This is a genomic window from Microlunatus speluncae, assembly GCF_009299835.1.
Lineage (GTDB): Bacteria > Actinomycetota > Actinomycetes > Propionibacteriales > Propionibacteriaceae > Microlunatus > Microlunatus speluncae.
On the sequence record NZ_VKCZ01000018.1, the window covers coordinates 42883 to 67790 of the forward strand.

At 69.6% G+C, this 24908-nt stretch carries 20 protein-coding genes; 7 read left to right on the forward strand and 13 right to left on the reverse strand.

Annotated features, from left to right (window positions below; genetic code table 11):
• The first annotated feature begins 512 nt into the window (after positions 1-512).
• Complete coding sequence (locus FNH24_RS21715) at positions 513-1991, forward strand: CoA-acylating methylmalonate-semialdehyde dehydrogenase (RefSeq protein ID WP_152364341.1); 1479 nt, start codon at positions 513-515, stop codon at positions 1989-1991.
• Between the two features lie 77 nt (positions 1992-2068).
• On the opposite strand, the gene FNH24_RS21720 is transcribed toward FNH24_RS21715, so the two are convergent.
• The 3 genes from FNH24_RS21720 to FNH24_RS21730 form a co-directional block, all read right to left on the reverse strand.
• Complete coding sequence (locus tag FNH24_RS21720) at positions 2069-2848, reverse strand: glycosyltransferase family A protein (RefSeq protein ID WP_161606254.1); 780 nt, start codon at positions 2846-2848, stop codon at positions 2069-2071.
• 137 nt (positions 2849-2985) lie between these two features.
• Positions 2986-3396 carry a DUF503 domain-containing protein gene (locus FNH24_RS21725; protein ID WP_246187014.1) on the reverse strand — a complete coding sequence of 137 codons (411 nt, stop codon included), beginning with the start codon at positions 3394-3396 and terminating at the stop codon, positions 2986-2988.
• A 112-nt stretch (positions 3397-3508) separates the two neighbouring features.
• Positions 3509-4873, reverse strand: coding sequence for a DNA polymerase IV (locus FNH24_RS21730; RefSeq protein WP_152364343.1), 1365 nt, complete (start codon positions 4871-4873; stop codon positions 3509-3511).
• 205 nt (positions 4874-5078) lie between these two features.
• Here FNH24_RS21730 and FNH24_RS21735 point away from each other — a divergent pair, with 205 nt between their 5' ends.
• The 3 genes from FNH24_RS21735 (at position 5079) to FNH24_RS21745 (ending at position 9077) form a co-directional block, all read left to right on the forward strand.
• Entirely contained in the window at positions 5079-6080 is a 1002-nt protein-coding gene (locus FNH24_RS21735) for a D-2-hydroxyacid dehydrogenase (RefSeq protein WP_152364344.1), read from the forward strand.
• 203 nt (positions 6081-6283) lie between these two features.
• Positions 6284-8443, forward strand: coding sequence for a glycogen debranching protein GlgX (glgX, locus tag FNH24_RS21740; protein WP_152364345.1), 2160 nt, complete (start codon positions 6284-6286; stop codon positions 8441-8443).
• Between the two features lie 7 nt (positions 8444-8450).
• On the forward strand, positions 8451-9077 hold the full coding sequence (locus FNH24_RS21745) for a 50S ribosomal protein L11 methyltransferase (protein ID WP_152364346.1): 627 nt from the start codon (positions 8451-8453) through the stop codon (positions 9075-9077).
• Between the two features lie 3 nt (positions 9078-9080).
• On the opposite strand, the gene yicI is transcribed toward FNH24_RS21745, so the two are convergent.
• Positions 9081-11327 (reverse strand): alpha-xylosidase, encoded by a 2247-nt coding sequence (gene yicI, locus FNH24_RS21750; protein ID WP_152364347.1) that lies wholly within the window; start codon positions 11325-11327, stop codon positions 9081-9083.
• A gap of 50 nt (positions 11328-11377) precedes the next feature.
• Here yicI and FNH24_RS21755 point away from each other — a divergent pair, with 50 nt between their 5' ends.
• On the forward strand, positions 11378-12379 hold the full coding sequence (locus FNH24_RS21755) for a LacI family DNA-binding transcriptional regulator (protein WP_152364348.1): 1002 nt from the start codon (positions 11378-11380) through the stop codon (positions 12377-12379).
• A 37-nt stretch (positions 12380-12416) separates the two neighbouring features.
• On the opposite strand, the gene FNH24_RS21760 is transcribed toward FNH24_RS21755, so the two are convergent.
• The 3 genes from FNH24_RS21760 to FNH24_RS21770 are packed head-to-tail and all read right to left on the reverse strand — an operon-like array spanning position 12417 to position 16018.
• Entirely contained in the window at positions 12417-13397 is a 981-nt protein-coding gene (locus FNH24_RS21760; RefSeq protein ID WP_152364349.1) for a carbohydrate ABC transporter permease, read from the reverse strand.
• Positions 13394-14347, reverse strand: a complete 954-nt coding sequence (locus FNH24_RS21765) for an ABC transporter permease (protein ID WP_152364350.1) — start codon at positions 14345-14347, stop codon at positions 13394-13396. The genes FNH24_RS21760 and FNH24_RS21765 overlap by 4 nt, the downstream gene beginning before the upstream one ends.
• Before the next feature lie 15 nt (positions 14348-14362).
• Positions 14363-16018, reverse strand: a complete 1656-nt coding sequence (locus FNH24_RS21770) for an extracellular solute-binding protein (RefSeq protein ID WP_152364351.1) — start codon at positions 16016-16018, stop codon at positions 14363-14365.
• Between the two features lie 254 nt (positions 16019-16272).
• Here FNH24_RS21770 and FNH24_RS21775 point away from each other — a divergent pair, with 254 nt between their 5' ends.
• Together FNH24_RS21775 and FNH24_RS21780 are read left to right on the forward strand one after the other, a co-directional pair.
• On the forward strand, positions 16273-19020 hold the full coding sequence (locus FNH24_RS21775; protein WP_152364352.1) for a glycoside hydrolase family 3 C-terminal domain-containing protein: 2748 nt from the start codon (positions 16273-16275) through the stop codon (positions 19018-19020).
• Positions 19021-19068: 48 nt separating this feature from the next.
• Complete coding sequence (locus tag FNH24_RS21780) at positions 19069-19653, forward strand: GNAT family N-acetyltransferase (protein ID WP_152364353.1); 585 nt, start codon at positions 19069-19071, stop codon at positions 19651-19653.
• 10 nt (positions 19654-19663) lie between these two features.
• Here FNH24_RS21780 and FNH24_RS21785 read toward each other — a convergent pair whose 3' ends face one another.
• The 6 genes from FNH24_RS21785 to dnaN all read right to left on the reverse strand — a co-directional run bounded on the left by FNH24_RS21785 (position 19664) and on the right by dnaN (position 24846).
• Positions 19664-20506: a DUF2786 domain-containing protein gene (locus FNH24_RS21785; RefSeq protein ID WP_161606255.1), complete on the reverse strand. Its 843-nt coding sequence runs from the start codon at positions 20504-20506 to the stop codon at positions 19664-19666.
• A complete protein-coding gene (locus FNH24_RS31565) occupies positions 20458-20988 on the reverse strand; it encodes a hypothetical protein (protein ID WP_161606256.1) in 531 nt (176 codons plus the stop codon). The genes FNH24_RS21785 and FNH24_RS31565 overlap by 49 nt, the downstream gene beginning before the upstream one ends.
• A 69-nt stretch (positions 20989-21057) precedes the next feature.
• Positions 21058-21927: a M23 family metallopeptidase gene (locus FNH24_RS21790; RefSeq protein WP_152364355.1), complete on the reverse strand. Its 870-nt coding sequence runs from the start codon at positions 21925-21927 to the stop codon at positions 21058-21060.
• Between the two features lie 69 nt (positions 21928-21996).
• Complete coding sequence (locus FNH24_RS21795) at positions 21997-22941, reverse strand: transketolase family protein (protein WP_152364356.1); 945 nt, start codon at positions 22939-22941, stop codon at positions 21997-21999.
• A gap of 2 nt (positions 22942-22943) precedes the next feature.
• Positions 22944-23645, reverse strand: a complete 702-nt coding sequence (locus FNH24_RS21800) for a thiamine pyrophosphate-dependent enzyme (protein ID WP_152364357.1) — start codon at positions 23643-23645, stop codon at positions 22944-22946.
• A 46-nt stretch (positions 23646-23691) separates the two neighbouring features.
• On the reverse strand, positions 23692-24846 hold the full coding sequence (gene dnaN, locus FNH24_RS21805; RefSeq protein ID WP_152364358.1) for a DNA polymerase III subunit beta: 1155 nt from the start codon (positions 24844-24846) through the stop codon (positions 23692-23694).
• Between the last annotated feature and the right edge of the window lie 62 nt (positions 24847-24908).

Here is a 24908-nt window from a genome sequence, read left to right on the forward strand (position 1 = left end):
CGTTACAGCAGTCGCGTGGGCCGATAGGGGTCGCGTCACTGCCTGACCACGATCGGCGCCCCGGAGGCTTGAGTCTTCCGGGGGGGTCTTGGCGCCGAAAGGGGTGGTCCGGGTGCTGGTTGGGTCGGGTCCGCCCCCTCGCGTCGCTGCGGAGCGTCGAGTAGTGAGTTGGCAACGTGGATTCGGCGATCCCAGGTGGATAGGTCACCAGTCGGCGAGGTTCGTGCCCGAGGTTGCGTCGAGAGTGACCTTTTCCACGCCAGATCGTCGATTCTGCGTGGAAAAGGTCACACTCGACGCCGCCGGACCGGCGATCCGGCCGCCGATCCGGCGGCCGGCCCTGATTCTCGCCGGAAGCGCCAACCCGTCCGCCCTTGGTGCGTCTTTTCCGGCCGTCAGGCCGAGCCCTCAGCAGAGCCACCGGCTGCGCCTGTCGAAGGGCAAGCCGGATTTGTCACGACAAATGTGGGCACCCCTCGCCGCGGCGCGTGGGCTCGCCGTACTGTCGGAGCATGAGGATCGGTCACTACATCCAGGGCAAAATCATCGAGGGCGGCGAGCGGGTCGGGCCCGTGTTCAATCCGGCGACGGGGCAACAGTCGGGGGAGGTCGCGTTGGCCTCGGCGGCCGAGCTCGGCGCCGCGGTCGACGTGGCCGCGGAGGCGTTTCCCGGGTGGCGCGCCACGTCGCTGACCAAACGGGCCGAGGTGATGTTCGCGTTCCGGCAGTTGATCAAGACCCGGGCCGGCGAGCTGGCGGCGCTGATCACGGCCGAGCACGGCAAGGTGTTGTCCGATGCGGCCGGGGAGATCAGCCGCGGCCTGGAGAACGTCGACTTCTGCGCCGGCCTGCCGCATCTGCTCAAGGGCGAGTACGCCGAGCAGGTGTCCCGCGGCGTCGACGTGCACCAGGTGCGCCAGCCGGTCGGCGTGGTCGCCTGCATCACCCCGTTCAACTTCCCGGCCATGGTGCCGCTGTGGATGATCACCGGCGCGATCGCCTGCGGCAACACGGTGATCTTGAAGCCGAGCGAGCGGGACCCGTCGGCGGCGCTGTGGATCGCCGAGCGGCTGACCGAGGCCGGGCTGCCGCCGGGCGTGCTCAACGTCGTCAACGGCGACGCCGAGACCGTCAACGCGATCCTCGACCACCCGGGCATCGCCGCCGTCAGCTTCGTCGGCTCGACCCCGATCGCCGAGACGGTCTACCGCCGCTCGGCCGAGACCGGGAAGCGGGTGCAGGCCCTCGGCGGTGCCAAGAACCACATGGTGGTGATGCCCGACGCCGACCTGCCCGCGGCCGCCGACGCCGCCGTCTCCGCGGCCTACGGCTCGGCCGGCGAACGCTGCATGGCCGTCTCGGTGCTGGTCACCGTCGGCGACGTCGCCGACCCGCTGATCGACCTGCTGAAGGAGCGGATCGGCAAGCTGAAGATCGGCGACGGCACCGACCCGGAGTCGGAGATGGGCCCGCTGATCACCGCCCAGGCCCGGGACCGGGTCGCCTCCTACGTGGCCGGCGCCGCCGACGAGGGCGCGACCGTGGTGGTCGACGGCCGGGAGCAGCAGTTCGACGGAGACGGCTTCTTCCTCGGGGTCAGCCTGGTCGATCACGTCAAGCCGGGGATGCGGGTCTACGACGAGGAGATCTTCGGCCCGGTGCTGTCCGTGGTCCGGGTCGACAGCTACGACGACGCGGTGGCGCTGGTCAACGAGTGCCAGTACGCCAACGGGGTGGCGGTCTTCACCCGCGACGGCAAGACGGCCCGGTCCTTCGAGTTCGACATCGAGGTCGGCATGGTCGGGGTCAACGTGCCGATCCCGGTCCCGGTCGGGATCTTCTCCTTCGGCGGCTGGAAGCGGTCCCTCTTCGGCGACACCCACATCTACGGCCCGGAGAGCTTCAACTTCTACACCCGCCGCAAGGTCGTCACCACGCGCTGGCCCGACCCCTCGGAAACCCAGGTCAATCTCGGCTTCCCCACCCACTGAACCACCGACCCACCGACTTGTCAGAACTGAGTTGTGCCGGGGCACAACTCAGTTCTGACAACTCGGTGTAGCCGCGATCAGGCGGAGCGGCGGAGGTCGTCGTACCAGGCGACGGAGCCGGCGCCGATCGGGCGGCCACGGTTGGCGACCCGGGGGGCCACGGCGCGGTCGACTACGTAGCGCAGGATCGGGCGCATGTTCGACCCGTCCAGGGACTCGATCTTGGCGATCTCGTCCTCGGCGTCGGCGTACTCCGTGTTCTTGATCCGCTCCAGGTCGCTGTGCTGCAGCACCCGCAGGAACCGCCGGTCCCGCAGCATCACCGGCCGCATGAACTTGCGGACGGCGCGGATGAACAGGTCGGAGTCCTCACCGGACCAGCCCTTGAACCGCTCGCTCTCGTCGTAGCCGCCGAGCAGCACGAAGTTTTCCTTGGACAGCGCGATCCGGCCCATGCAGCCCTTGTGGACGCCGGCGTTGAGCCGGTAGTCGAGCCGGTTCGAGGCCACGATCGAGTTCGGCCGGCGGCGGAAGATCGCCCGCAGATACGCCGCGAAGCCGAAGCCGACGAAGTTGTCGGCATCCACGTTGCAGAGGATGTCGCCGCTGGCCAGCGAGTGCGCCATGTTCTTGGCGTGCGAGTGCTGGAAGTACGTCTGCCCCTCCGAGCGCGCGAACTTCAGAATGCCGGCATCGCGATACGGCTTCAGCCGCTCATCCGTCGTGATCCACTCGGCCAGGTCGTCCGGCGAGCTGTAGTCGAGCACGACGAACTCGACGTCGTCCGGCCGCGACCAGTCGACGCTGTCCCGCAGGTTCTTGGGCAGGGTCTCCTTGAGATGGTGAGCCCTGCCCATGCAGGTCGTACAAAAAGAGAGCTTCATAGCTGACTGAAAAGCCTTCTCTTCGGTTGGGGCACATGTTACTTCTCCGGTCCAGGGGTGAGACTGTCGCACCTACGGCCTCGACCGCAAGCTTCCCGCGCCGAGATCGGTCAGTCGTCGGTGTTCCGGATGATCCGACGCGCCGACAGAAGCTCCGATTCCGGGCGGGCGGCGACACTCCGTTCGACCGCGTCCAGGATTTGGATCAGATGAGCATGGTCCCCCGAAGCGGCGGCGATTCCGATGCCGGCGCGCCGGTGCAGATCGAGGTGGCCGACTTCGGCGACGCTCAGCTGGTACGTCCGCCGCAACTCGGCGATCAGCGGCCGGACCAGGGAGCGCTTCTCCTTCAGCGACGCGACGTCGCCGAGCAGCAGGTCGAACTCGATCGAGCCGACCCACATATCAGCGGGACCCGGACTGGCGACGGCGCCGGGCGACCGCCCGAGGTGCGCAAGCCGGTGGGTGTCCCGCAGCCGGAGGGCGAGGATGATCGGCTGCCCCGAGCAGCCGTGTCGCATGATCGGCCATGGGTGAACCCTAGGGCAATCCGCTCGGCGATATCGACGGCGCCCCAAACCCGGACGGAATCGCAACGGTTGCGTGACCTCCTCCCGCCGGGCCCGTTCCGGATCACCGCAGCGGCTGCAGGGCGGGGTCGTCGGTGGCGAAGGTACGGACCGGTCCGGGCCCCGTGTCCCGGGTCTCGAACCGGACCGTGACCCGGCCCAGCCCGGTGCCCCAGACCCAGCCCTGACCATGATCATCGTGCCGGACGTCCTGGCCCGGATGCCAGCCGGTCGAAAAGCGGGGCCGGACCCCCGCGGTGTCCGGCGAAGCCGTCTCGGCCGGAGCATGATCATCAACGGGATTCTGCTCCGTGGCGGGAGCTCCGGTGATCGCCGGATCGTCGCCGAACAGATCCTCCTGGACCACATCGGTCAGGCCGGCCACGCCGACGCCGAGCAGCCGGATCCCGTTGCTGGTGTCGATCTGGGTGAGCAGGCTGCGGGCGATCGTGGTGATGGTTTCGGTCCGGTCGGTGGCCGTGGCCAGGGTGCGGGCCCGGGTCTGGGTGGTGAAGTCGTGCTGTCGGACCTTGATCGTCACGGTCCGCGCGAACAGCTGGGCGGCCCGCAGCCGGCGACCGACCTGGGCCGCGTGGCCGACCAGGATCTCGCCGAGTTGATCATGGTCGACCAGGTCGGTGGCGAAGGTGTCCTCGACCGAGATCGACTTGGCCTCCCGTTCCGGCTCGACCGGGCGGTCGTCCCGGGCGTACGCGAGCTCGAGCAGGCCGGTGCCGTGGGCCCGGCCGACCTCGCGGATCAGCTCGTCGGGCGGGATCGCCTGCAGGTCGGCGACGGTGCTGATGCCGATCCGGCGGAGCTTCTCGGTGGTCACCGGACCGACCCCCGGGATCACCGTCACCTGCATCGGCCGGAGCAGCTCGACCTCGGTGCCCGGCTCGACGATGAACAGCCCGTCCGGCTTGTCCAGCTCGGTCGCCACCTTGGCCATGAACTTGGAGCTGGCGATCCCGATCGAGCAGGTCAGCCCGCCGGTGACGGCGGCCAGCTCGGCCTTGATCGCGACGACCAGCTCGGTCAGGGCGGACGTGTCGAAGATCACGGGGCCGAACGGGTTCTCGGGCTCGGTCGTTGCCAGGTCGACGAACGCCTCGTCCAGCGACAACGGCTCGACCCGCGGCGAGATCCGGTGCAGCAGGCCCATCACCTGCTGGCTGGCCTCCCGATAGGCGTCGAACCGGCCGGACAGGAACGCCGCGTGCGGGCAGCGGCGGCGCGCCTCGTGGGTCGGCATCGCGGACCGGACGCCGTATCGCCGGGCCTCGTAGGACGCGGTCGCCACCACGCCACGCTGGCCGGTGCCGCCGACGATCACCGGCTTGCCGCGCAGCGACGGCTTGTCCCGCTGCTCGACCGAGGCGTAGAACGCGTCCAGATCCAGGTGGAGGACCGAGGACTCAGCGCGCACGCGCCCATCCTCGCCGATGGCTCCGACGGTGCGTGTTCGTTCCCTGAGCCTGTCGAAGGGCAGGTCTGATGGGTGCCGCTCGGGGATCCGCACAAGGGGCCGATCCGGCTTGCCCTTCGACAGGCTCAGGGAACGAACAGATCGGCGTCCCGGTCAGCGGGTCCAGTGACGGCCGGGCCTGATCCTGGATGACACGATCGCCGTCATGTCCGGGCAGCCGAGAACGATCGAGCGAGTGCTGGCGACGGTCCGCTACGGGCCGGTGGAGCTGGAACGGCTGCGCCAGGCGTTCGCCCCGGCCGAGTTCCGGCACTGTGCGCCGGACGACGAGGCCGGCATCGCCGACGCTCTCCGTACCGCCGACGTGGCGGTGATCGCCGGCGACCTCGACGACCGGCACCTGGCGGCGCCGCGGCTGGCCTGGGTGCACTGTGATCACGCCGGGTTGACCAGATCGGCCCGGCCGGAGGTGTTCGCCCGCGGGCTGGTCGTCACCGGGGCGGCCGGCCGCTCCGCCGCGGCGCTGGCTCAGCACGGCTTCTACTTCGCGCTGGCCCTCACCTACGACGCCCGCGGCCTGATCGCCGCGCAGGACCGGCAGGACTGGGGGATCCCCGGGTACGAGAGCAGGCTCGGGCTGACCGGCAAGACCCTCGGCGTGGTCGGCCTCGGCCACACCGGCCGGGCGATGGCCGAGCTCGGGCGGGCGTTCGGGATGCGGGTCCTCGGCCACACCCGGAGCGTGATCGAGCCGCCGCCGGGCGTCGACCGGCTGTCCTGCGCCGACCGCGGCGACCGGCTCGAGCCGCTCCTGGACGAGGCCGACGTGCTGATGCTGGCCGCGCCGCTGACCGACGCCAGCCACCACCTGATCGGCGCCGCCGAACTGGACCGGATGAAGGACTCGGCCTACCTGATCAACCTGGGCCGGGGCGGCCTGATCGACTCCGACGCCCTGCTGACTGCGCTGCGGGAAGGCCGGATCGGCGGGGCCGGGCTGGACGTCTTCGAGACCGAACCGCTGCCGGCCGACTCGCCGCTCTGGTCCGCGCCCAACCTGCTGATCACCCCGCACGCGACGCCGGCCCTGCCGGACCGGACCCAACGGGCGCTGGACATCGTGCTGGCGAACATCGGCCGGTTCCGCCGCGGCGAACCGCTGCAGAACGCGCTCACCGAGCGCGACGTCTACACCCGGGACCGCTGAGCCGGGCGCGTTCGACCACCGGCCTGACCAGGCTGTTCGCGGGTCCGGTCGGCGGTGCCCGCGAACGGCTCGACCCCCGGTCGGCCGGCCCGCCGCGGCACCGAGAGAATGGTCGATCTGGCGACCGGGGAGTCCGGCGTCTGGGAGAGTCTGGTCCGGGAGAGTCTGACGCCTGGGGTGTCAGGCGTCTGGGAGAGGATCGGATGGAGACCTGGCCGGGGCAGCCCTACCCCTTGGGGGCGACCTACGACGGCAGCGGAGTCAGCTTCGCTGTCTTCTCCGAGATCGCCGACCGGGTCGAGCTGTGCCTGATCGACGACGACGGGGTCGAGTCCAGGATCGAGATCACCGAGGTCGACGGGGCGATCTGGCACGTCTATCTGCCCGGGATCGAGCCCGGCCAACGGTACGGCTACCGGGTGCACGGCCCGTACGACCCGGACAACGGGCACCGCTGCAACCCGGCCAAGCTGCTGCTCGACCCGTATGCGAAGGCGATCGAGGGTCAGCCGGACGGCGACGAGTCGCTGTATTCGTACCGGTTCGGGAAGCCGGAGGAGTTCAACGGCGACGACTCGCTCGGCCACACCATGCTCTCCGTGGTGATCAACCCCTACTTCGACTGGGGTCATGATCGGCCGCCGGCGCTGCCGTACCACGAAACGATCTTGTACGAGGCGCACGTGCGCGGGCTGACCATGACCCACCCGGACGTGCCCGAGGCGATCCGCGGCAGCTATGCCGGGGTCGGTCATCCGGCCACCGTGGAGCACCTGCTCAAGCTCGGCATCAACGCGCTGGAACTGATGCCGGTGCACCAGTTCGTCAACGACAGCCATCTGGTCGAGAAGGGCCTGTCCAACTACTGGGGCTACAACACGATCGGCTTCCTGGCGCCGCACAACGCCTACGCCAGCACCGGGCAGCTCGGCCAGCAGGTCGGCGAATTCAAGAACATGGTCCGGTCCCTGCACGACGCAGGCATCGAAGTGATCTTGGACGTGGTCTACAACCACACCGCCGAGGGCAACGAGCGCGGCCCGACGATCGGCTTCCGGGGGATCGACAACGCCGCCTACTACCGGCTGGTCGACTCCGAGAAGGAGCACTACTACGACACCACCGGGACCGGCAACAGCCTGCTGATGCGCAGCCCGCACGTGCTGCAGTTGATCATGGACTCGTTGCGCTACTGGGTGCTGGAGATGCACGTCGACGGATTCCGGTTCGATCTGGCCGCGACGCTGGCCCGCCAGTTCCACGAGGTGGACAAGCTGTCGGCGTTCTTCGACATCATCCAGCAGGATCCGGTGATCTCCCAGGTGAAGTTGATCGCCGAGCCGTGGGATCTCGGCGACGGCGGCTACCAGGTCGGCAACTTCCCGCCGTTGTGGTCGGAGTGGAACGGAAAGTACCGCGACACCGTGCGCGACTTCTGGCGCGGCCAGCCGGCGACAATGGCCGAGTTCGCGTCCCGGCTGACCGGGTCCAGTGATCTCTACAACCACTCCGATCGCCGGCCGACCGCGTCGATCAACTTCGTCACCGCCCACGACGGCTTCACCTTGCGCGATCTGGTGTCGTACAACGAGAAGCACAACCAGGCCAACGGCGAGGACGGCCGGGACGGGGAGAGCCACAACCGGTCCTGGAACGGCGGCGCCGAGGGCGAGACCGACGATCCGGCGATCAACCAGCTGCGGTTGCGACAGCAGCGCAACTTCCTCACCACCCTGCTGCTCAGCCAGGGCGTGCCGATGATCGCCCACGGCGACGAGTTGGGCCGGACCCAGCTGGGCAACAACAACGTGTACGCCCAGGACAACGAGCTGTCCTGGATCGACTGGGAGCTGACCGAGGACCAGGTCGGCCTGCTCGACTTCACCGCCCAGTTGATCGCGCTGCGCAAGGCCCATCCGGTGTTCCGGCGGCGTCGGTTCCTGGCCGACGGAGCCGGGCCGGGTCGCGGCGCCGAGCTGGGCGAGGTCGCCTGGCTGAAGCCGGACGGGAACCCGATGGACGACGAGGACTGGCAGGTCGGCTTCGCCCGCAGCCTGATGGTGTTCGTCAACGGTGACGCGATCCCGGAGCCGGACGCGATGGGCCGGCCGGTGACCGATGATCGTTTTCTGCTGTTGTTCAACGCGCACTCCGAGCCGATCGACTTCACCCTGCCGGATGCCGGCTACGGCCAGAACTGGACGACCCGGCTGGACAGCAGCACCGGACTGCTCGAGCCGGAGGGCGAGGCCGACCGGCAGCCCGGGTCGACGCAGCCGGTGCAGGCGCACTCGGTGCTGGTCCTGTCCGCGGCCGCGGACGACGCGACGGCCGCGACCGGCCCCGGCCAAGCGGGCGGGTGAGCCGGCGATGACCGGGGAACCGCCGGAGGAAGCGACCGAGTCGCTGTTCGTCCAGCTCGACATCTCCATCGTCGTGCCGCCCGGGGTGCGGCCGATCACCCGGGTCTCCGACCTGCTCGCCTCGGCCGTGCTGGACGAGGTGACCGAGACCGACCGGGTGCTCGACTACGGCACCGGGAGCGGCGTGAACGCGATCTTGGCGGCCCGGCGGACGGCGACCGTGGTCGCGGTCGACATCGTGCCGTCGGCGGTGGCCGCGGCCCGGAGCAACGCGGTCCGCAACCGGGTCGCGGACCGGATCACGGTGCTGCGCAGCGCCGGTTTCGCCGCGGTGCCCGGCCGCTTCGACGTGATCATCGTCGACGCGACCGAGGTCGACCTGCGGATGCTGAGCGACTTCTTCGCCGACGTCGATGATCATCTGGCCGAGGGCGGCCGGGTGCTGCTGCAGATCGCGCTGACCGACGACCTGGCGGAGCTGCTCGAACTGATCCGGGTGCACCGGCTGGATCGGACCACGGCCACCCAGCGCTCGATCAGCTGGGGCGGCTCCCGGGTCCCGTTCCTAGTCTTCCGGCTGACCCGGGCCGGTTCCGGCGGACTCCGGGCCGCGGTCGAACAGGCTTCCGGTTAGGGGTCACAGCGTCAGCTGGGCCCGGTTGCCCTGCGCGGGGACGACCAGTTCGCCCACCTTGAGCCGCCAGGGCCGATCGGTGCCCTCGGCCGTCGCCATGATCGTTTCGCCGGTGCGGCGGACGAGGAAGCGGGCCGCGCCGACCGTCAGCGCGAATTGATCACCGTCGGCGAGTTCGTACGCCTGCAGCGTCACTCCGTCGACGTGGTCGTAGTCGGGTCGGTCCTGCCGCGCGCCCCAGGGCAGCACGGTTCCGGGCCGGACGAACAGCGGCAGCGAGTCGAAGCCGTACGCACCGTGATGCCAGCGCGGCCCGGCCAACCGCTCGCCGGTCAGGGCGTGGGTCCACGTCCCCTCGGGGAGATAGAAGTCGGCCCGCCCGTCGGCCCGGAACACCGGCGCCACCAGCAGTCGATCACCGAGCAGGTATTGGGTCTGCAGCCCGGCGGCACCACGATCGTCGGGGAATTCCAAGATCATCGGGCGCATGATCGGCAGGCCCGCGGTGTGTGCCTCCTCGGCCAGCTGCGCCAGGTAGGGCATCAGCGACAGCTTCAGCCGGGCGAACTTCCGGGTCACCGCGACCGCTTCGTCGTCGAACGCCCACGGCACCCGGTACGAGCTGGAGCCGTGCAGCCGGGAATGCGAGGACAGCAGGCCGAAGGCGGTCCAGCGCTTGAACACGGCGGGGTCGGGCTTGCCCTCGAAGCCGCCGATGTCGTGGCTCCAGTAGCCGAACCCGGACAGTGCCAGGGACAGGCCGCCACGCAGCGATTCGGCCATCGACGGAAAGGTGGACTGGCAGTCGCCGCCCCAGTGCACCGGGAACTGCTGACCGCCGGCCGTCGCGGAGCGGGCGAAGACGACCGCCTCGCCCTCGCCGCGTTCGGCGCGGAGCAGGTCGAAGACGCACTGGTTGTAGAGCTGGGCGTAGTAGTTGTGCATCCGGTCCGGATCCGACCCGTCGTGCCAGACCACGCCCTCGCTCGGGATCCGTTCCCCGAAGTCGGTCTTGAACGCGTCGACACCTTGATCAAGAAGGACCTTGAGCTTCGAGCCGTACCAGTCCCGGGCGTCCGGGTTGGTGAAGTCGACCAGCCCCATTCCGGCCTGCCACAGGTCCCACTGCCAGACATCGCCATCGGTGGTGCGGACCAGATAGCCGAGATCCTTGCCCTCCTGGAACAGCGCGGACCGCTGTGCGATGTAGGGGTTGATCCAGACCGAGATCTTGACGCCCTTCCGCTTCAACCGGGCCAGCATCGCGGCCGGGTCGGGAAACATCGCCGGGTCCCAGGTGAAGTCGCACCAGTGGAACTGGCGCATCCAGAAGCAGTCGAAGTGGAAGACACTCAGCGGGATCTCCCGGTCGGCCATCCCGTCCAGGAACGAGGTCACCGTCCGCTCGTCGTAGTCGGTGGTGAAGGAGGTGGACAGCCACAGCCCGTACGACCAGTCCGGCACCCGGGCCGGCCGACCGGTCAGCGCGGTGTACTTGGTCAGGATCTCCTTCGGGGTCGGGCCGTAGATCACGTAGTACTGCAGCGATTGGCCTTCGACCGAGAACTGGTTGCGGGAAACCACCTCGGAGCCGACCTCGAAGCTCACCCGGTCCGGATGGGCGACGAACACGCCGTAGCCGGCGTCGGTCAGATAGAACGGCACATTCTTGTACGCCTGCTCGCTGGCCGTGCCGCCGTCGGCATTCCAGATGTCGATGCTCTGCCCGTTCTTGATCAACGGGCCGAACCGCTCACCCAGCCCGTACACGTGATCATCGATGCCCAGGGTCAGTTGCTCCCGGATGAAGTGTCGGCCGGCGCCGTCGGTGATGGCGCCGACGCTGTTCGGGGTGGAGGAGGTGAGGACGCTCCCGGCGCCCAGGAAGTCGACCGTCCAGTCGCCGTCGGTCGCGATCCGGGCGGTGAGCGCGCCGGAGCGGAAGCTCGCCGGGCCGCTGTCCGGCGTGCTGATCACCGGCGTCGGATCGGTCCGGTTGATCATGAAGTGCGGCCCGCGGTCGCGGATGCCGCTGAAGTGCTCGATCCGGACGCCGATCACGTCCTCGGCCGGGGTGTCGAAGGTCACCGTGATCACCGGCCGGTTGAGTGAATCGCCTCGATGGCGCAACGGTGTGGTCGGTGCGAACACCGTCAGCGAATCGGCCCCGGCCTCGACCTGGTCGATCGCGCGCGGACGCAAGATCGACACGCCGGGCAAGGTCTGCCAGTAACCATCGGTGAACTTCATCGGCTCGCTACCTCCTGCTTATGATGAACAACGTCGACCTGAGGAGGGTGATGGCCACCATCAACGACGTCGCCCGGGCGGCCGGCGTCTCCAACTCCACGGTCTCCTACGTGCTGAGTGGCAAGCGGTCGATCTCGGCCGAGACCCGGAAGCGGGTCGAGGAAGCGATCCGGCAGCTGGACTACCAGCCGCACGCCGGCGCGCGGTCGCTGGCGTCCCGCCGGACCTGGACGCTGGCCCTGGTCGCGCCGCTGCGGGCCGACGTCAACGTCGGCGTGATCATGAAGTTCGTCACCGGAGTGGTGACCCGGGCCCGTGATCATGAGATGGACGTGCTGCTGCTCACCCAGGACGATCCCCGCGGGGTCGAACGCGCAGCCACCTCGTCGATGGTCGACGCGTTGATCATGATGGACATCGAGGCCGACGATCCCCGGATCCCCACCCTGGTTGAATTGCGCCGGCCAGCGGTGCTGATCGGCCTGCCCGTCGACCCGCGCGGCCTGTCGGTGGTGGATCTGGACTTCGAGGCCGCCGGCCGGATGGCGGCGCAGCAGTTGCTGGAGCTGGGGCACACCGAGCTGGCGTTGATCGGGCCGACCCCGACCGTGCTGGGCCGGCACACCTCCTACGCCGATCGGTTGCTCCGTGGCTATCGGAGCGCGGCCGAGGACGCCGGACTGGAGCCGGTGGTGGAGCTGGCCGAGGCCAGCCATGCCGGCGGGGTGGACGCGGTCGAGCGGGTGCTGCGCCGGCGGCCGGAGCTGACCGCCCTGGTGGTGCACAACGAGGCGGCCCTGCCCGGCGTCCTGACCGCGCTGAGCGCCGCCGGTCATCCGGCCGGGAAGGCAGTCAGCGTGGTCGCGCTCTGCCCGGCCGATGTCGCCACCGGCCAACAACTCCCGCTGACCTCGATCGACCTGCCGGCGGTCCGGATGGGCGAGATCGCCGTCGATCTGGCGATGGCCCGGATCGAGGGGATCGACGACCCCGAGATCCGGCTGCTGGTGCCGCAACTGACCGAGCGCGACTCCACCTTCCGGCTGTCCTGAGCTTTCCGGCCGGCCCGATCCTCTCGACTGCACGGGATCAGCCCTTGATGGCGCCAAAGATCACGCCCTTGGTGAAGTGCCGCTGCACGAACGGGTAGACGATCAGGATCGGCACCAGCGCCAGCACCATCACCGCCATTTTCACCGGCATCCCGGCGACCGTGCCGGTGGCCCGGGTGTCGGTGGCCGACGGTCCGCCGGGCAGGTTCGCGCCCTGCAGCACGTAGGACCGGAGCACCAGTTGCAGCGGCCACTTCTCGTTGTCGTTGATGTAGAGCATGGCGTTGAAGAACGCGTTGAAGTAGCCGACCCCGTAGAACAAGGCCACCACGGCGATCACCGCGCCGGACATCGGCAGCACGATCTGGCCGAGGATCCGCCACTCGCCGGCGCCGTCGATCCGGGCGGCCTCCAGGATGCCCGGCTCGATGCCCATGAAGAAGTTCCGCAGGATCAGCACGTTGAAGGCCGACACCGCGGTGGGCAGGATCAGCGCCCAGTAGGAGTTGATCAGGCCGAGGTTGCTGACCAGCAGATAGGTGGGGATCATCCCGGCGCCGAAGAACATCGTGATCAGGAAGACGAACAGGATCGTCCGGTGGCCGAACGAGTTCGGCTTGGACAGCCCGAAGGCGGCCATGATCGACACGACGGTGGACAGCACGGTGCCGACGGCGGTGATGCCGACGCTGACCAGGACGGCCCGGGTGACGACGCCGCCGGAGATGATCTGCACGTACGCCTGCGCCGTCAGGTCGCCGGGGATCACCACCAGGCCACCGGTCTCGATCGTGTGGGCCTGGGTCGAGAAGCTGGTCAGCACCACGGTGTAGAGCGGGAAGATCACCACCAGCACGACCGCGGCCAGCGCCACCGCCTTGCCGGCTGAGCCGATGCGACTGGGCTCCTCGTCCCAGATCGGCCGCTTCCGTGGCCGGCGGCGGTTTCGGGCCGGTGCCGCCGGCCGGGGCGCTGGAGCCGGGACCATGGCGGTCGGCTGGGTCAGTTCGGTGGTCATGATTTCTGGTACACCCCGGATTCGCCGAAGACGTGCGCGAGCTTGTTGGCGCCCAACACCAACAACAGGCTGATCACTCCCTTGGCCAGACCGGCCGCCGCGGCGAAGCTCCAGTCGCCGTAGATCACGCCCTGGTAGTAGACGTAGGTGTCGATCACCTCCGACACCTCGGCTCCGACGGCTTCCCGCTGCAGGATGAGCTGTTCGAAGCCGACGGACAGCGAGTCGCCGAGCCGGAGGATCAGCAGCAGGATGATCACCGGTCGCAAGGCCGGCAGCGTGATGTGCCACAGCCGCCGCCAGCGGTTGGCGCCGTCCGAGGCCGCCGCCTCGTGCAGGGCGGGGTCGACGGTGCTCAGGGCGGCCAGGAAGATGATGATGCCCCAGCCGGCGTCCTTCCAGACCGACTGCAGGGTGATCAACACCAGGAAGGCGTCCGGATTGGTCATCAGGTCGAAGCCCTGATATCCCTGGCTCCGAAGGGTTTGCGCGATCAGTCCGGCGCCGCCGACGATCTGCTGGAAGATGGTCACCACCAGCACCCAGGAGAAGAAGTGCGGCAGGTAGACCACGGCCTGCACCGCGGTCCGGATCCGCGGTGAGATCACGCTGTTCAGCAGCAACGCCAGGATGATCGGGATCGGGAAGAAGAACACCAGCTGGAAGGCGGTGATCGTCAAGGTGTTCTTGACCGAGTTCAGGAACAGCGGGTTGTTGAACACCCGGGCGAAGTTGTCCAGACCGACGTACGCGCTCCGGAAGAAGCCGGTGTAGGGCGAGTACTGCTGGAACGCCATCACGTTGCCGAGCATCGGCACGTAGGCGAAGATCGCCAGCAGCGCGACCGCGGGCAGGGTCATGATGATCAACGACCGGTCCCGGTTGAGCCTGGTGCGCCACGTCCGGCGCCGACGAGGTCGTACCGCCGGCTCGGCTGATGATGCCGTCATGGAAGCGTCCCCGGCCTACTGCTTGTCCAGGATCTCGGAGTAGAACGTCCGCAGCTGCTCGCCGCCGGCCGCCTTCCAGGTCTTGATCGCCTCGTCCAGATCGGTGAGCGGCTTCCGGCCGCGGGCGATGTCGGCCTCCAGGTCTTCGAACGGCTGGCCGATGGAGGCGTACTGGCTCGGTTCGGCGATGTTCATGCCGTAGAACAGCGGCTCCGCGGCGAACTCACCGGCCCGTTGCTGCCAGGTGCTGTACTCCTCGACGTAGCCCGGATACTGCATGTGGAACTCCGCCACCGGCGGGTCGGCCAGGAAGACGTACGTCGGCTGCAACTCCTTGGCCGCCAACGAAGTCGGCTCCGGGATCCCCTGCTCGCCCTTGGTGTAGTGCACCCCCTCGACGCCGTAGTTGATCAGGTGGAACTCGGTGGTGCCGAACGGCGCGGCGAGGACGTTGGCGAGCTTGAGGATCTCCTCGACCTTGGCCTGATCGTCGCTCTGCTTGATGAACGAGAACATGCCGGCGCCCGCGCCCTTCCAGTAGACGGGCTTGGTCGCCTCGTCGACCGAGATCAGATCGAACGGTCGCTGGGAGTAGGTCGGGTTGCCGGCGAGGTTGTCCCGCAGCGCCTCGTGCCAGCCGCCGAAACCGTCGAACATGATCAACGCCTTGCCGGCCTGGAACCGGCTCTTGCTCTCGTCGTCCTTGCCGGCGACGGCATCCGGATGCACCAACCCGGCCTTGAACACGCGCGCGGTCCACTCCAGGGCCGCCCGGTATTCCTCGGTCTCCACCCGGTGGACCAACCCGCCGTCGCCGAGTTCCCACTCGGCGACGACCGAGTGGGCCATGGTGGCGATGTTCCACGGATCCTCGGTGGCCCACTGGTTCCCGGCCGGGTTGTTGATCTCGGCCATCAGGTCGTAGAGGTCCTGGACGGTGCGCACCTCGGGCGTGATGCCCAGCTTCTCCAGCAGGTCGTCGCGGAAGAAGTTCCCGTTCCCGATCGGCGTTCCGGGGAAGGGGATCCCGTACAGCTTGCCGTTCCAGACGCACGCCTTCCAGGCATCGGTCGGCACGTTGGCCAGGTTCGGATACTTGGTCACGGCCTCGCCCGCCAGGAACGGGGTCAGGTCGGTGAAGACGTTGCCGACGATCTCGGTGCCGAACCGCGACGGCAGGTTCCAGCTCGGCACCTGGACCCAGTCCGGCACGTCCTTCGGCGAGGCGAGCACGGTGGCGAGCTTGTCGCCGTAGGTGGTGCCGTCGGAGATCTGGAAGTTGATCTTGCTGCCCAGGATCTCGTTCACCGCGTCGAAATACTGGTTGCCGCTGCTCGGCGGGATCGTGCCCCACAGCGGTGTCATCGCGTTGATCGTGATCCCGCTGCCCGGTGGGGTCGGCACCGAGCGGACCAGTTCGGCGGGCATCTTCGTGTAGCCGGGTGGGGACCCGTGCTGGCTGGGCAGGTCCGGCGTCGCATAGTCCACCGGCACGTACTTGGGCAGCACGGTGTCCGGGATCTCGACGCCCTGCTCGGCCGGGCCGGGTGCGCCGGTCCCGGAACAGCCGGCCAGCGCCGCGCCGGCGCCGACCGTGGCGACACCGAGGCCGGCCGCGGTGAGGAACCTTCGGCGGTTCAGCCGGCTGCCGAACGCGGTGGATGGAGTCATGGTCGTCACTTCCTCGTGATCGGTGTGGGGTCGAGCGACAGCGGGCGGCCGCGGCCGGGAGAGACACTGTCGAAGCGTTTCGACAGCGAAAGGCTAAGCCGCCGGTCGGCGCCTGGCAAGAGATCTCCGCGGATTGCGACTGGATCGACACCGATGCCCCGGCGAAATTGGCTTCTCGGGTCGGTGACTTCCCGCGGAGCTTCGTCGCGCGTGGCACAATCCAGTTTCGAATCGATTCGATCCAAGGAGCTGGCATGGTGGCCGACCCGGTGGCAGCGTTGCTCGCGGAGCTCAGCGTCGAGGAGAAGCTGGCCCTGTTGCACCAGGCGGTGCCGGCGCTGCCGCGGCACGGCCTGGCCGCCTTCCACACCGGCGCCGAGGCCGCTCACGGCGTGGCCTGGGAGGGCCTGGCCACCGTGTTTCCACAGCCCGTGGGGATGGCCGCCAGCTGGGACCGCGACCTGCTGCGCCGGGTCGGTGCGGTGGTCGGCATCGAGCTGCGGGCCAAGCGGGCCGCGAATCCGGACATCGGCCTGAACGCGTGGGCACCGGTGGTGAACCCGCTCCGGCATCCGCGCTGGGGCCGCAACGAGGAGGGCTTCTCGGAGGACCCGTGGCTGACCGCCGAGCTGGCCGGCGCCTACGCCGCCGGGATGCGCGGCGACGATGATCATCGGTGGCGGGTGGTGCCGACGCTGAAGCACTTCTGCGGCTACAACAACGAGACGGACCGCGACGTCAGCGATTCCCAACTGCGGCGCCGGGTGCTGCACGAGTACGAGTTGCCGGCCTACCGCGGCCCGGTCGTCGCCGGCGCGGTCGGGGCGGTGATGGCCTCCTACAACCTGATCAACGGTCGCCCGGCCCACGTCTCTGCCGACCTGCTGGACGAGCTGAGGTCCTGGACCGACGACTCGCTGCTGGTGGTTTCCGACGCCTTCGCACCGCGCAACCTGGCCGGTTCGCAGGCCTACTTCGAAGATCATCCGACCTCGCACGCCGCCGCGCTGCGGGCGGGGATGGACAGCTTCACCGACAACGGCCGGGATCCCGGGCCGACGCTGGAGCGGTTGCGGGCGGCGTTGCGGGACGGCCTGATCGGCCTGGATGACGTCGACCGGTCGGTAGAGCGGGTGCTGCGGCTGCGGGAGAAGCTGGGCGAACTCGATGATCATGATCCGTACGCGGGCATCGGGCCGGACGAGCTGGACCGGCCCGAGCACCGGGAGCTGGCCCGGGAGGCGGTGGCGGCCGGTGTCGTGGTGCTGCGCAACGACGGACTGCTGCCACTGCCGCCGCAGGGAAAGCTCGCCGTCGTCGGTCCGTTCGCAGAGCGGGTGCTCACCGACTGGTATTCCGGGACTCCGCCGTACACCGTGTCGCTGGCCGCTGCACTGAGCGAGGCCGCCGGACCTGGCGGGGAGGTCCGGGTCGTCGAGGGGTCGGATCGGATCGCATTGCAGCCGGTCGGGAGCAGCGGCTTCCTCCGCAACGTCGCCGGCCGGCTGACCGCGGACGGGCTGCTAGCCTCCGGCGGCCGGCCGGAGCCGGCCGCGATCTTCGCCGTCACCGACTGGGGTCATGGCCTGCTCACCCTCACCGCCGACGACGGAAGATTGTGGACGATCCCGGACGGCCGCTGGGTCCGGGCCGAGGCCGATCGGGTCGGCGGCTGGGTGGTGCAGGAGAGCTTTCGCCTCCATCGGCACGACGACGGCAGCTGGTCGCTCCGTCACCAGGGCACCGGGAAATGGCTGCGGGTCGACGTCGCCGGCGGGCTTTCGGCCGAGTGCAGAGATCTTGCGGACGCGACCCGCTTCCTGATCACCGTGATCTCCGACGGCCGGGCCGAGGTCGCCGCGGCGGCCGCCTGGGCGGACACGGTGATCATGACCGCCGGCAACGACCCGCATCTGCTCGGCCGGGAGACCGAGGACCGTCCGGACCTGGCCCTGCCCGAGCCGCAGGCGGCGCTGTTGCGGGCGGCCCGAGCGGCCACCGACCGGGTGCTGTTGATCATCGTCTCCAGCTATCCGTACGCGCTGGACGCCTCGATCGCGTCGACGCCGGCGATCGTCTGGACCAGCCACGCCGGGCAGGAACTCGGCCACGGCGTGGTCGACGTGATCACCGGCGCGGTCGAACCGGCCGGCCGGCTGGCCCAGGCCTGGCCGGCCCCGGACAACCGGCTGCCCGACCTGTTCGACTACGACATCATCTCCAGCCGCGGCACCTACTGGTACTCCGATCAGGCGCCGCTGTATTCCTTCGGGCACGGGCTGGGCTACGCGCCGGTGGACTATGCGGACCTGACCGTCGCCGCCGCCGCCGGGCCGGTCCGGGTGTCCGTGCGGGTCACCAACGCGGGTGATCGTCCCGTGGTCGAGGTGGTGCAGGCCTACGTCTCGGCCCCGGCCCACCGGCTCCAGTTCCCCCGTCGGCTCTGCGGTTGGCAACGGGTCCGGCTCGAGCCGGGGGAGAGCAGGATCGTCGACCTCGAGCTGCACCCCGGAGCATTCGAGACCTACGACGTCACCCGTTCGGAGTTGATCATCGAACGCGGGGACTACGTGATCGGCGTCGGGACCAATGCCGACGACCACCGGTGCGTCGAGACCGTACGCCTGGCCGGCGAGACCGTCGGCCCGCACGATCTGACCGGGCCGGTGGAGGCGGCCGCCTTCGACCACTGCACGCGGATCCGGCTGGCACCGCGGGAGTCGTTGCGCGGCGAGGTGGTGGCCGCCGAGGACGGTGTGATCGTCTTCGCCGCCGTCGATCTCGGCCTGCATGATCAACTCGAGCTGCGGATCCGCCGCGCCGGCCGGATCGACGGCCGGGTCGAGGTGACCCTCGACGGTCGCTCGCTCGGCTCGGTCCCGGCCACCGAGCACTGGCGGCCCGCGACCCTGCCGGCCGGCCGCGACCCGGTGCGGGGGGAGCTTCGGCTGCGCCTGGTGCAGGCCGCCGTCGACACGATCCGCGCCGTCGGTGCGAGCTGACCCTCGAAACGCCGACCCGGCCGCCGGCCGGCGTGATAGGCATGGCGCATGGCCGATCGACCGGAAGATCACCCGGCGGGCGGCGCCGGGTTCGAGCCGATCACCTTCCGGTTGGTCACCGAGGCCGACTTCCCGCTGCTGGCCCGCTGGCTGTCCCGGGCTCACGTGGCGCGCTGGTGGAACCATGACTTCTCGGCCGAGGGAGTGGCCCGCGACTTCGGCCCGGCCGCCCGGGGTGAGGAGCCGTCGGAGGACTTCCTGGCCCTGCTCGATGGCGTGCCGTTCGGCCTGATCCAGCGATCCCGGTTCGACGACTACCCCGACTATCGGGCCGAGGTCGCCGCCCACATCGAGGTGCCGCCCGGCACGGTGACCATTGACTATCTGATCGGCGAAGGCGGGATGATCGGTCGGGGTGTCGGCACCCGGATGGTCCTGGCGCTGGTCGAACGGACCTGGATCGATCACCCGGATGCGCCGGCGATCATCGTGCCGGTGGCCGCCGGCAACATCGGGTCGTGGCGGGCGCTGGAGAAGGCGGGCCTGGTCCGGATCGCCTCCGCCGACCTCGTGCCGGACAACCCGATCGACCCGCCGCTGCATCACCTGCACCGGATCGACCGGCCGATCTGACGCCGGCCGGTCAGCGCCGGACGGCTCCCGCGGTGAACTCGGCGGCGTCGCCGGCCAGCACGCCGTGCTGATAGCCGGTCGGGTCGTAACCGCCGCGGACGCTGGACCGGATCGTCCGGCCCCCCAGTTCGGCGTCGATGAACTCGCCGATCCGTTCCTCCTGCGATCGGAGCACGGGCAGGAAGGTGCCGGCCTCCTGGTCGGCGTAGCTGAGTCGATTGACCTCGGCCAGTCGTTCCCCGATCCGGCCGGCGAATCCCTGCAGGAAGGCCGATCGGAAACTCACCGATCGCGACCGCGAGCCGGGCGCCGACCCGGCCGCGGTCTGCGCGAGGGCCTGCTGGGCCTGGACCAGTAGGGACGTGAAGAGCAGGTCGACGGCCTCGAGGTCGGCCGGGTAGCCGATCACGGTCGTCAGTTGAAGCTCCTTCGCGAACAAGGTCCGGCACCGGGTCTCCTCCGCGACGATCTGCAGCAGCAGCGCCTTGGCGTCGGGATACGGCGGATCCACCGCCAGCCGGATCACGGCGGGCCGGCCCGGGTCACGCTGATCGGTGTGGTCCAGCGTCGCGGCGTCGATCGCATGCCGGGTGATCAACTCGTGGGCCTTGGCGGTGAGCGCCGCGGCCTCGGCCTCGTGCCCGGTCGACTCGGCCTTGGCGAGCAGCGCCCGGACCTTGATCAGGATCGGGTTGACGTCGGTCGTGGCCACCCCGAGCACCCGGCCGGCGGCCGGGATCCCCGGTGGCGGCGGGACCAGCAACTGGACGGACGGCAGGTGGACGACGACCTCGAGCAGCCTGATCAGGGTCGCGACGATGGTGGGATGGGGAGGCCGCGCAACCGCGCCCACCGTGCGACCCAGCGGTCCGCCGTGTCCAACGAGGGCGGTTCGGCCGACTCGAACTGCCGGCGCCAGCGCTGATCGACCGACGACACCCCGTCGAGGGCGCGTTCGGCGCCGACCAGCCAGCCGGCCAGGTCGGCGACGGTGGCATCACCCTTGAGCCGCGTTTGCCGGACCAGCTCGGCCGGCAGCCAGCCGTGACCGTACGACTCCCGCACACAGGCCAGCAGATATCGGCCGGCGGTCTCGTAACCGGTCTCCTGCGGGATCGCGGCCAGCTCCTCGATGATCATGGTCGAAGGTCTGTGGCCGACCGACCGCAGCAGTTGCAGGGCGCGGTCGAAGTCGCTGGGCTGGGGTTCGGCGCCGAGGCCGGCCCAAGCATCCGCCCAGGGGTTGTGGCCCGGCGGAGCCTGCCGCTGGTGGGCCCGCTGCCGGGACCGCTGCTTGGCCCGGGCGGCCCGCTTCGCCTGACTGTTCCTGCTCATGCCCGAGCACGCTAGCCGGCGGCGCCGACAACCGGCTGCCGACTCCGCGGCCGGGAAGAACCGGCCAGGTCAGGAGGCGGTCGGCCCGTCGAGGATGCTCCCGTTCGGCGGCAGCTCGTCGCCGTCGATCGTCCACGGCAGACCGGTGGCGAGCAGGACGCCGGGCCGGTCCTGCCGCTGGACGTGCAGGTGCGGTTCGGTCGAATTGCCGGAGTTGCCACACTCGGCGAGCTGCAGCCCGACCCGGACCCGGTCGCCGACCCCGACCCGCTGGCTGCCGCGCTTCAGGTGGGCGTAGAGGACGTGGCTGCCGTCGGCCAGCCGGAGCACCAGGTGGTTGCCGATCACCCAGCGCGGCGGTCCGATGGAGCGCACGATGCTCTCGATGATCATCAGATACAGAAAGGCGGGCCAGGACGACCGGCTGCGGTGATCACGTTGCCCGTCGTGGGCGCGGACGACGACTGCCTCGGCGACCGCGATCACCGGTTGGCCGAATGCCGGAAACCTGGCGCTGTCGAGGAAGTGCCCGCCGGCCTGGCCGAAGACCGGGCGGTCGACGTCCGGGGGCGCGTACGCCAGATCGACCGCATAGGCCTGCCCGTACGCATGCGTGCCGTGGCTCGGCACCCGACTGGTCGGCGAGTTGATCACCTGCCAGGGACCGCGGACCGGTGCTCCGAGGCTGAGCGGCGCCGACCGGTCGACCGGCGAGACGATCGTGAACACCACGCTCAGCATGATGGCCACGAACGCCGCGGTGGCCAGGATATTGATCACCGCGCTCGGCAGCCTCGTTCCCGCCAGCGAAGCGACCAGGCCGGCGAGCAGGGTCGCGATGATCAGGGCGATGCCCAGGTATTGCGCCGGAAGCCTCAGTGCTGCCGCCGGAAACAATCCCCAGGTCGTCCGCTCCGTCCGGTCACTCGTCGAAAGCATTGTCCAATATTACGTAAAGACGTACTCGACTTCAAGTGACTCTGCCGTCCGTGGGCCGAGCCGGCCACGTCACTCGAGGAACCGGCTCACCGCGGCCCTGATCCCGGCCGGATCCAGCCCGTGCAGTCGATCATGGTCTTCCGGTTCGCCGTAGCGGTGCGGATCGGGATCGCCGACGCCCAGCCCGAGCTGCCGGTGCGGAAGATCGGCCAACACCCGGGACACCTGGGCGGCGGAGGTCCCGGCCAGGTAGGGCTCGACCATGATCACGTTCGGCGCCGTGAGCGTGGCGCGCAGGGTGGCGTCGTCGAACGGCCGCACGGTCGAGGCGTAGAGCACGGTCACGTCGAGACCCTCGGTGGCCGGCAACACCTTGTGCAGCGTGGGTCCGACGGCGACGATCGTGCCGCGGCGGCCCTCCCGGAGCAGCACCATTCGGTCGTCCTCGCGGCCGAGCGGATCGGGATTCTGGCCGTCGCCGACCCGGAGGTAGACCCGGTCGTCACCCAGGGCGGCCCGGCGCAGTTGCCGGTCCAGCTCGGCCGGATGGCCGGGCACGTGGACGGTCCAATCGCGCAAGGTGTCCAACAGGGCCACGTCACCCGGCGCCTGGTGGGTCCGGCCGCCGGCCGGCCAGTCGTACGAACCGTAGGCGCCGACCAGGATGCCGCCGAGCTCCTGATGTCCGAAGTCGAGCTTGACCTGCTCCCAGGCCCGTTCGATCACGAAGGCGCCGAAGCTGTGCACGATCGGCCGAAAGCCGGCCAGTGCCAGCCCGGCGCCCGCGCTGGCCATCAGTTGCTCGCGGATGCCGACGTTGATCACCCGGTCCGGGTGCTCGTTCGCGACCGGGAGGAACTGGGCGGCGGTGATCTCCGCCAGCACCACGGCGACCCGCGAATCGTTGCGGATCAGGTCGCTGGTGGTGATCACGAACTGTTCCCGGACGTCGTCGGCGTAGTCACCGGTCCAGGAGATCCGATGGTCTCGGACGGGGGATCGCAGGCTGGTCATGATCATCCTTTCGGTTCGACGTCGGCGACGACCAGGGTCGGCCGGTCCGGTGCGGTGGCGGCGAAGGCGGTGGCCAGGGCTTCATGATCACGACCGGACACCTCGTGGGTACGCCAGCCCTCGGCGGCGAACCGGCTGGCGATGCCGCCGCGCCAGCCGTGGCTGGAGGAGTGGTTGTCCACCACCACCGTGGTCAGGTTGGCCAGGCCGACGGCGCCGGCGTAGACGACGGCCTCGATGTTCGATCCCTCGTCGAACTCCGCGTCGCCGATCAGCGTGATCACCCGTGGCCGCTGGTCGCGGCCGGCATCGTCCCGCTGGTGGGCTCGAGCCCGTAGCCCGAGTGCCAGCCCGATCGAGATCGGCAGCCCGTGACCGAGCGAACCGCTGGAGATCTCCACGCCGGGGATCAGCAGCCGATCGGGGTGATGGCCGAGTGGCGAGTCGTAGTCGCCGAAGGTCGGCAACACCTCCTCGGCGAGGAAGCCCTTCGCGGCCAGCACGGCGTAGTAGGCCATCGGCCCATGCCCCTTGGACAGCAGGAATCGGTCCCGGCCCGGGTCGTCGACCGTCTGTGGCGTCACGTTGAGGATGCGGTCGTACAGCACCCAGAGCACGTCCAGGGTCGAGGTCGCGCTCGGTCCGTGCTTCTCGTCCCCGGTCATCAGCCCGAGCAGGCGATCCAGGTCTGCGTAGCTGTTCATGCGGTCAAGGGTGCAACCTCAACCTCACTTTAATTCAAGTGTGATCTCAGTCCGCTAGCCGTAGGGTCTTGATCAGATGCCGGTAGGCAACGTCCGGATTGCCTTCCAGTTCGGACAATCCGGTGACCAGACACTGCCGCTGTCGCTCGGTGATCGCCAACTCGACGTACGGCGTGTCGATCACCGACAGGGCGTCGATCAGGTAGCCCGGATTGAACCCGGCGAGGTCGACCCGCTCCGGAGCGAGGAACTCGTTCACGGTCGGCAGCGTGATGCTGGACCGGCCGGCGGTGGACGATGCCGCGGTCAGGCCGCACTGTTGATCTTCGAAGCTCAGGCGCAGCGGCGTGTTCCGCTCCAACACCAGCGCCGCCCGGCGGACCGCTTCACGCAGCGCGGGCACGGCCACCCGGACCGTCGTGTCCGGCTCGACCAGCAGCAGCGGGCCGAAGTCGGGATAGGCCCCATCGATCAGCCGCGAGGTCTGCCGGACCTCACCCGTTCGGCTCCGGCCGGAGAACGAGATGGTCGGCACGCCGGTCGGATCCGGATCGAAGCCGAGCTCGATCCGGCTGCCCGGCAGCAGCCCGCGGGTCACGGCGGCGAGACCGCGGGCGGGCACCAGCAGCCGGGCCTTGGCCTGATCGTCGGCCGGCTCCCAGTCCAGGCTGCGGACGGCCATCCGGTAGCGGTCGGTTGCCATCAGGGTCAGCTCGGCGCCGTCGATGTCGAGCAACACGCCGGTGAAGATCGGCAACAGCTCGTCCCGGCCGGCGGCGATCACGGCTTGGTGCGCCGCCCGGTCGAACTCGGCCAGGTCGATCGTCCCGGCCACCGGCGGCGTCTCGGGCAGCGCCGGATAGTCCGCTACCGGCAGCGTCTGCAGAACGAAGGTCGTGCCCTCGCCGGACAGCTCGACCTCGTTGGCGCCGGCGATGATCGAGATCGGCCCGGGCGGGAACGCGCCGGCGATCTCGGCCAGCAGTCGGCCGGGCACCAGGGCACTCCCGGGGCGCTGGATCTCCGCCGGCACGGTGATCCGGACCGAGGACTCGTAGTCGAAACCGGACAGTGACACGCCGCCGGAGCCGGTCTCGATCAGCATGCCCGCAAGGATCGGAGTTGACGGCCGGTTCGGGATGACCCGGGCCACGGACGGCGCGGCCTCGGCCAGCGCGGCGGCGTCGACGACGATGTGCACCCCCGGAGAATAGTGCTTGGCCGTGGGCGGAGCGTGCGGGGGTTCAAGGGGGTCCGGGCCGC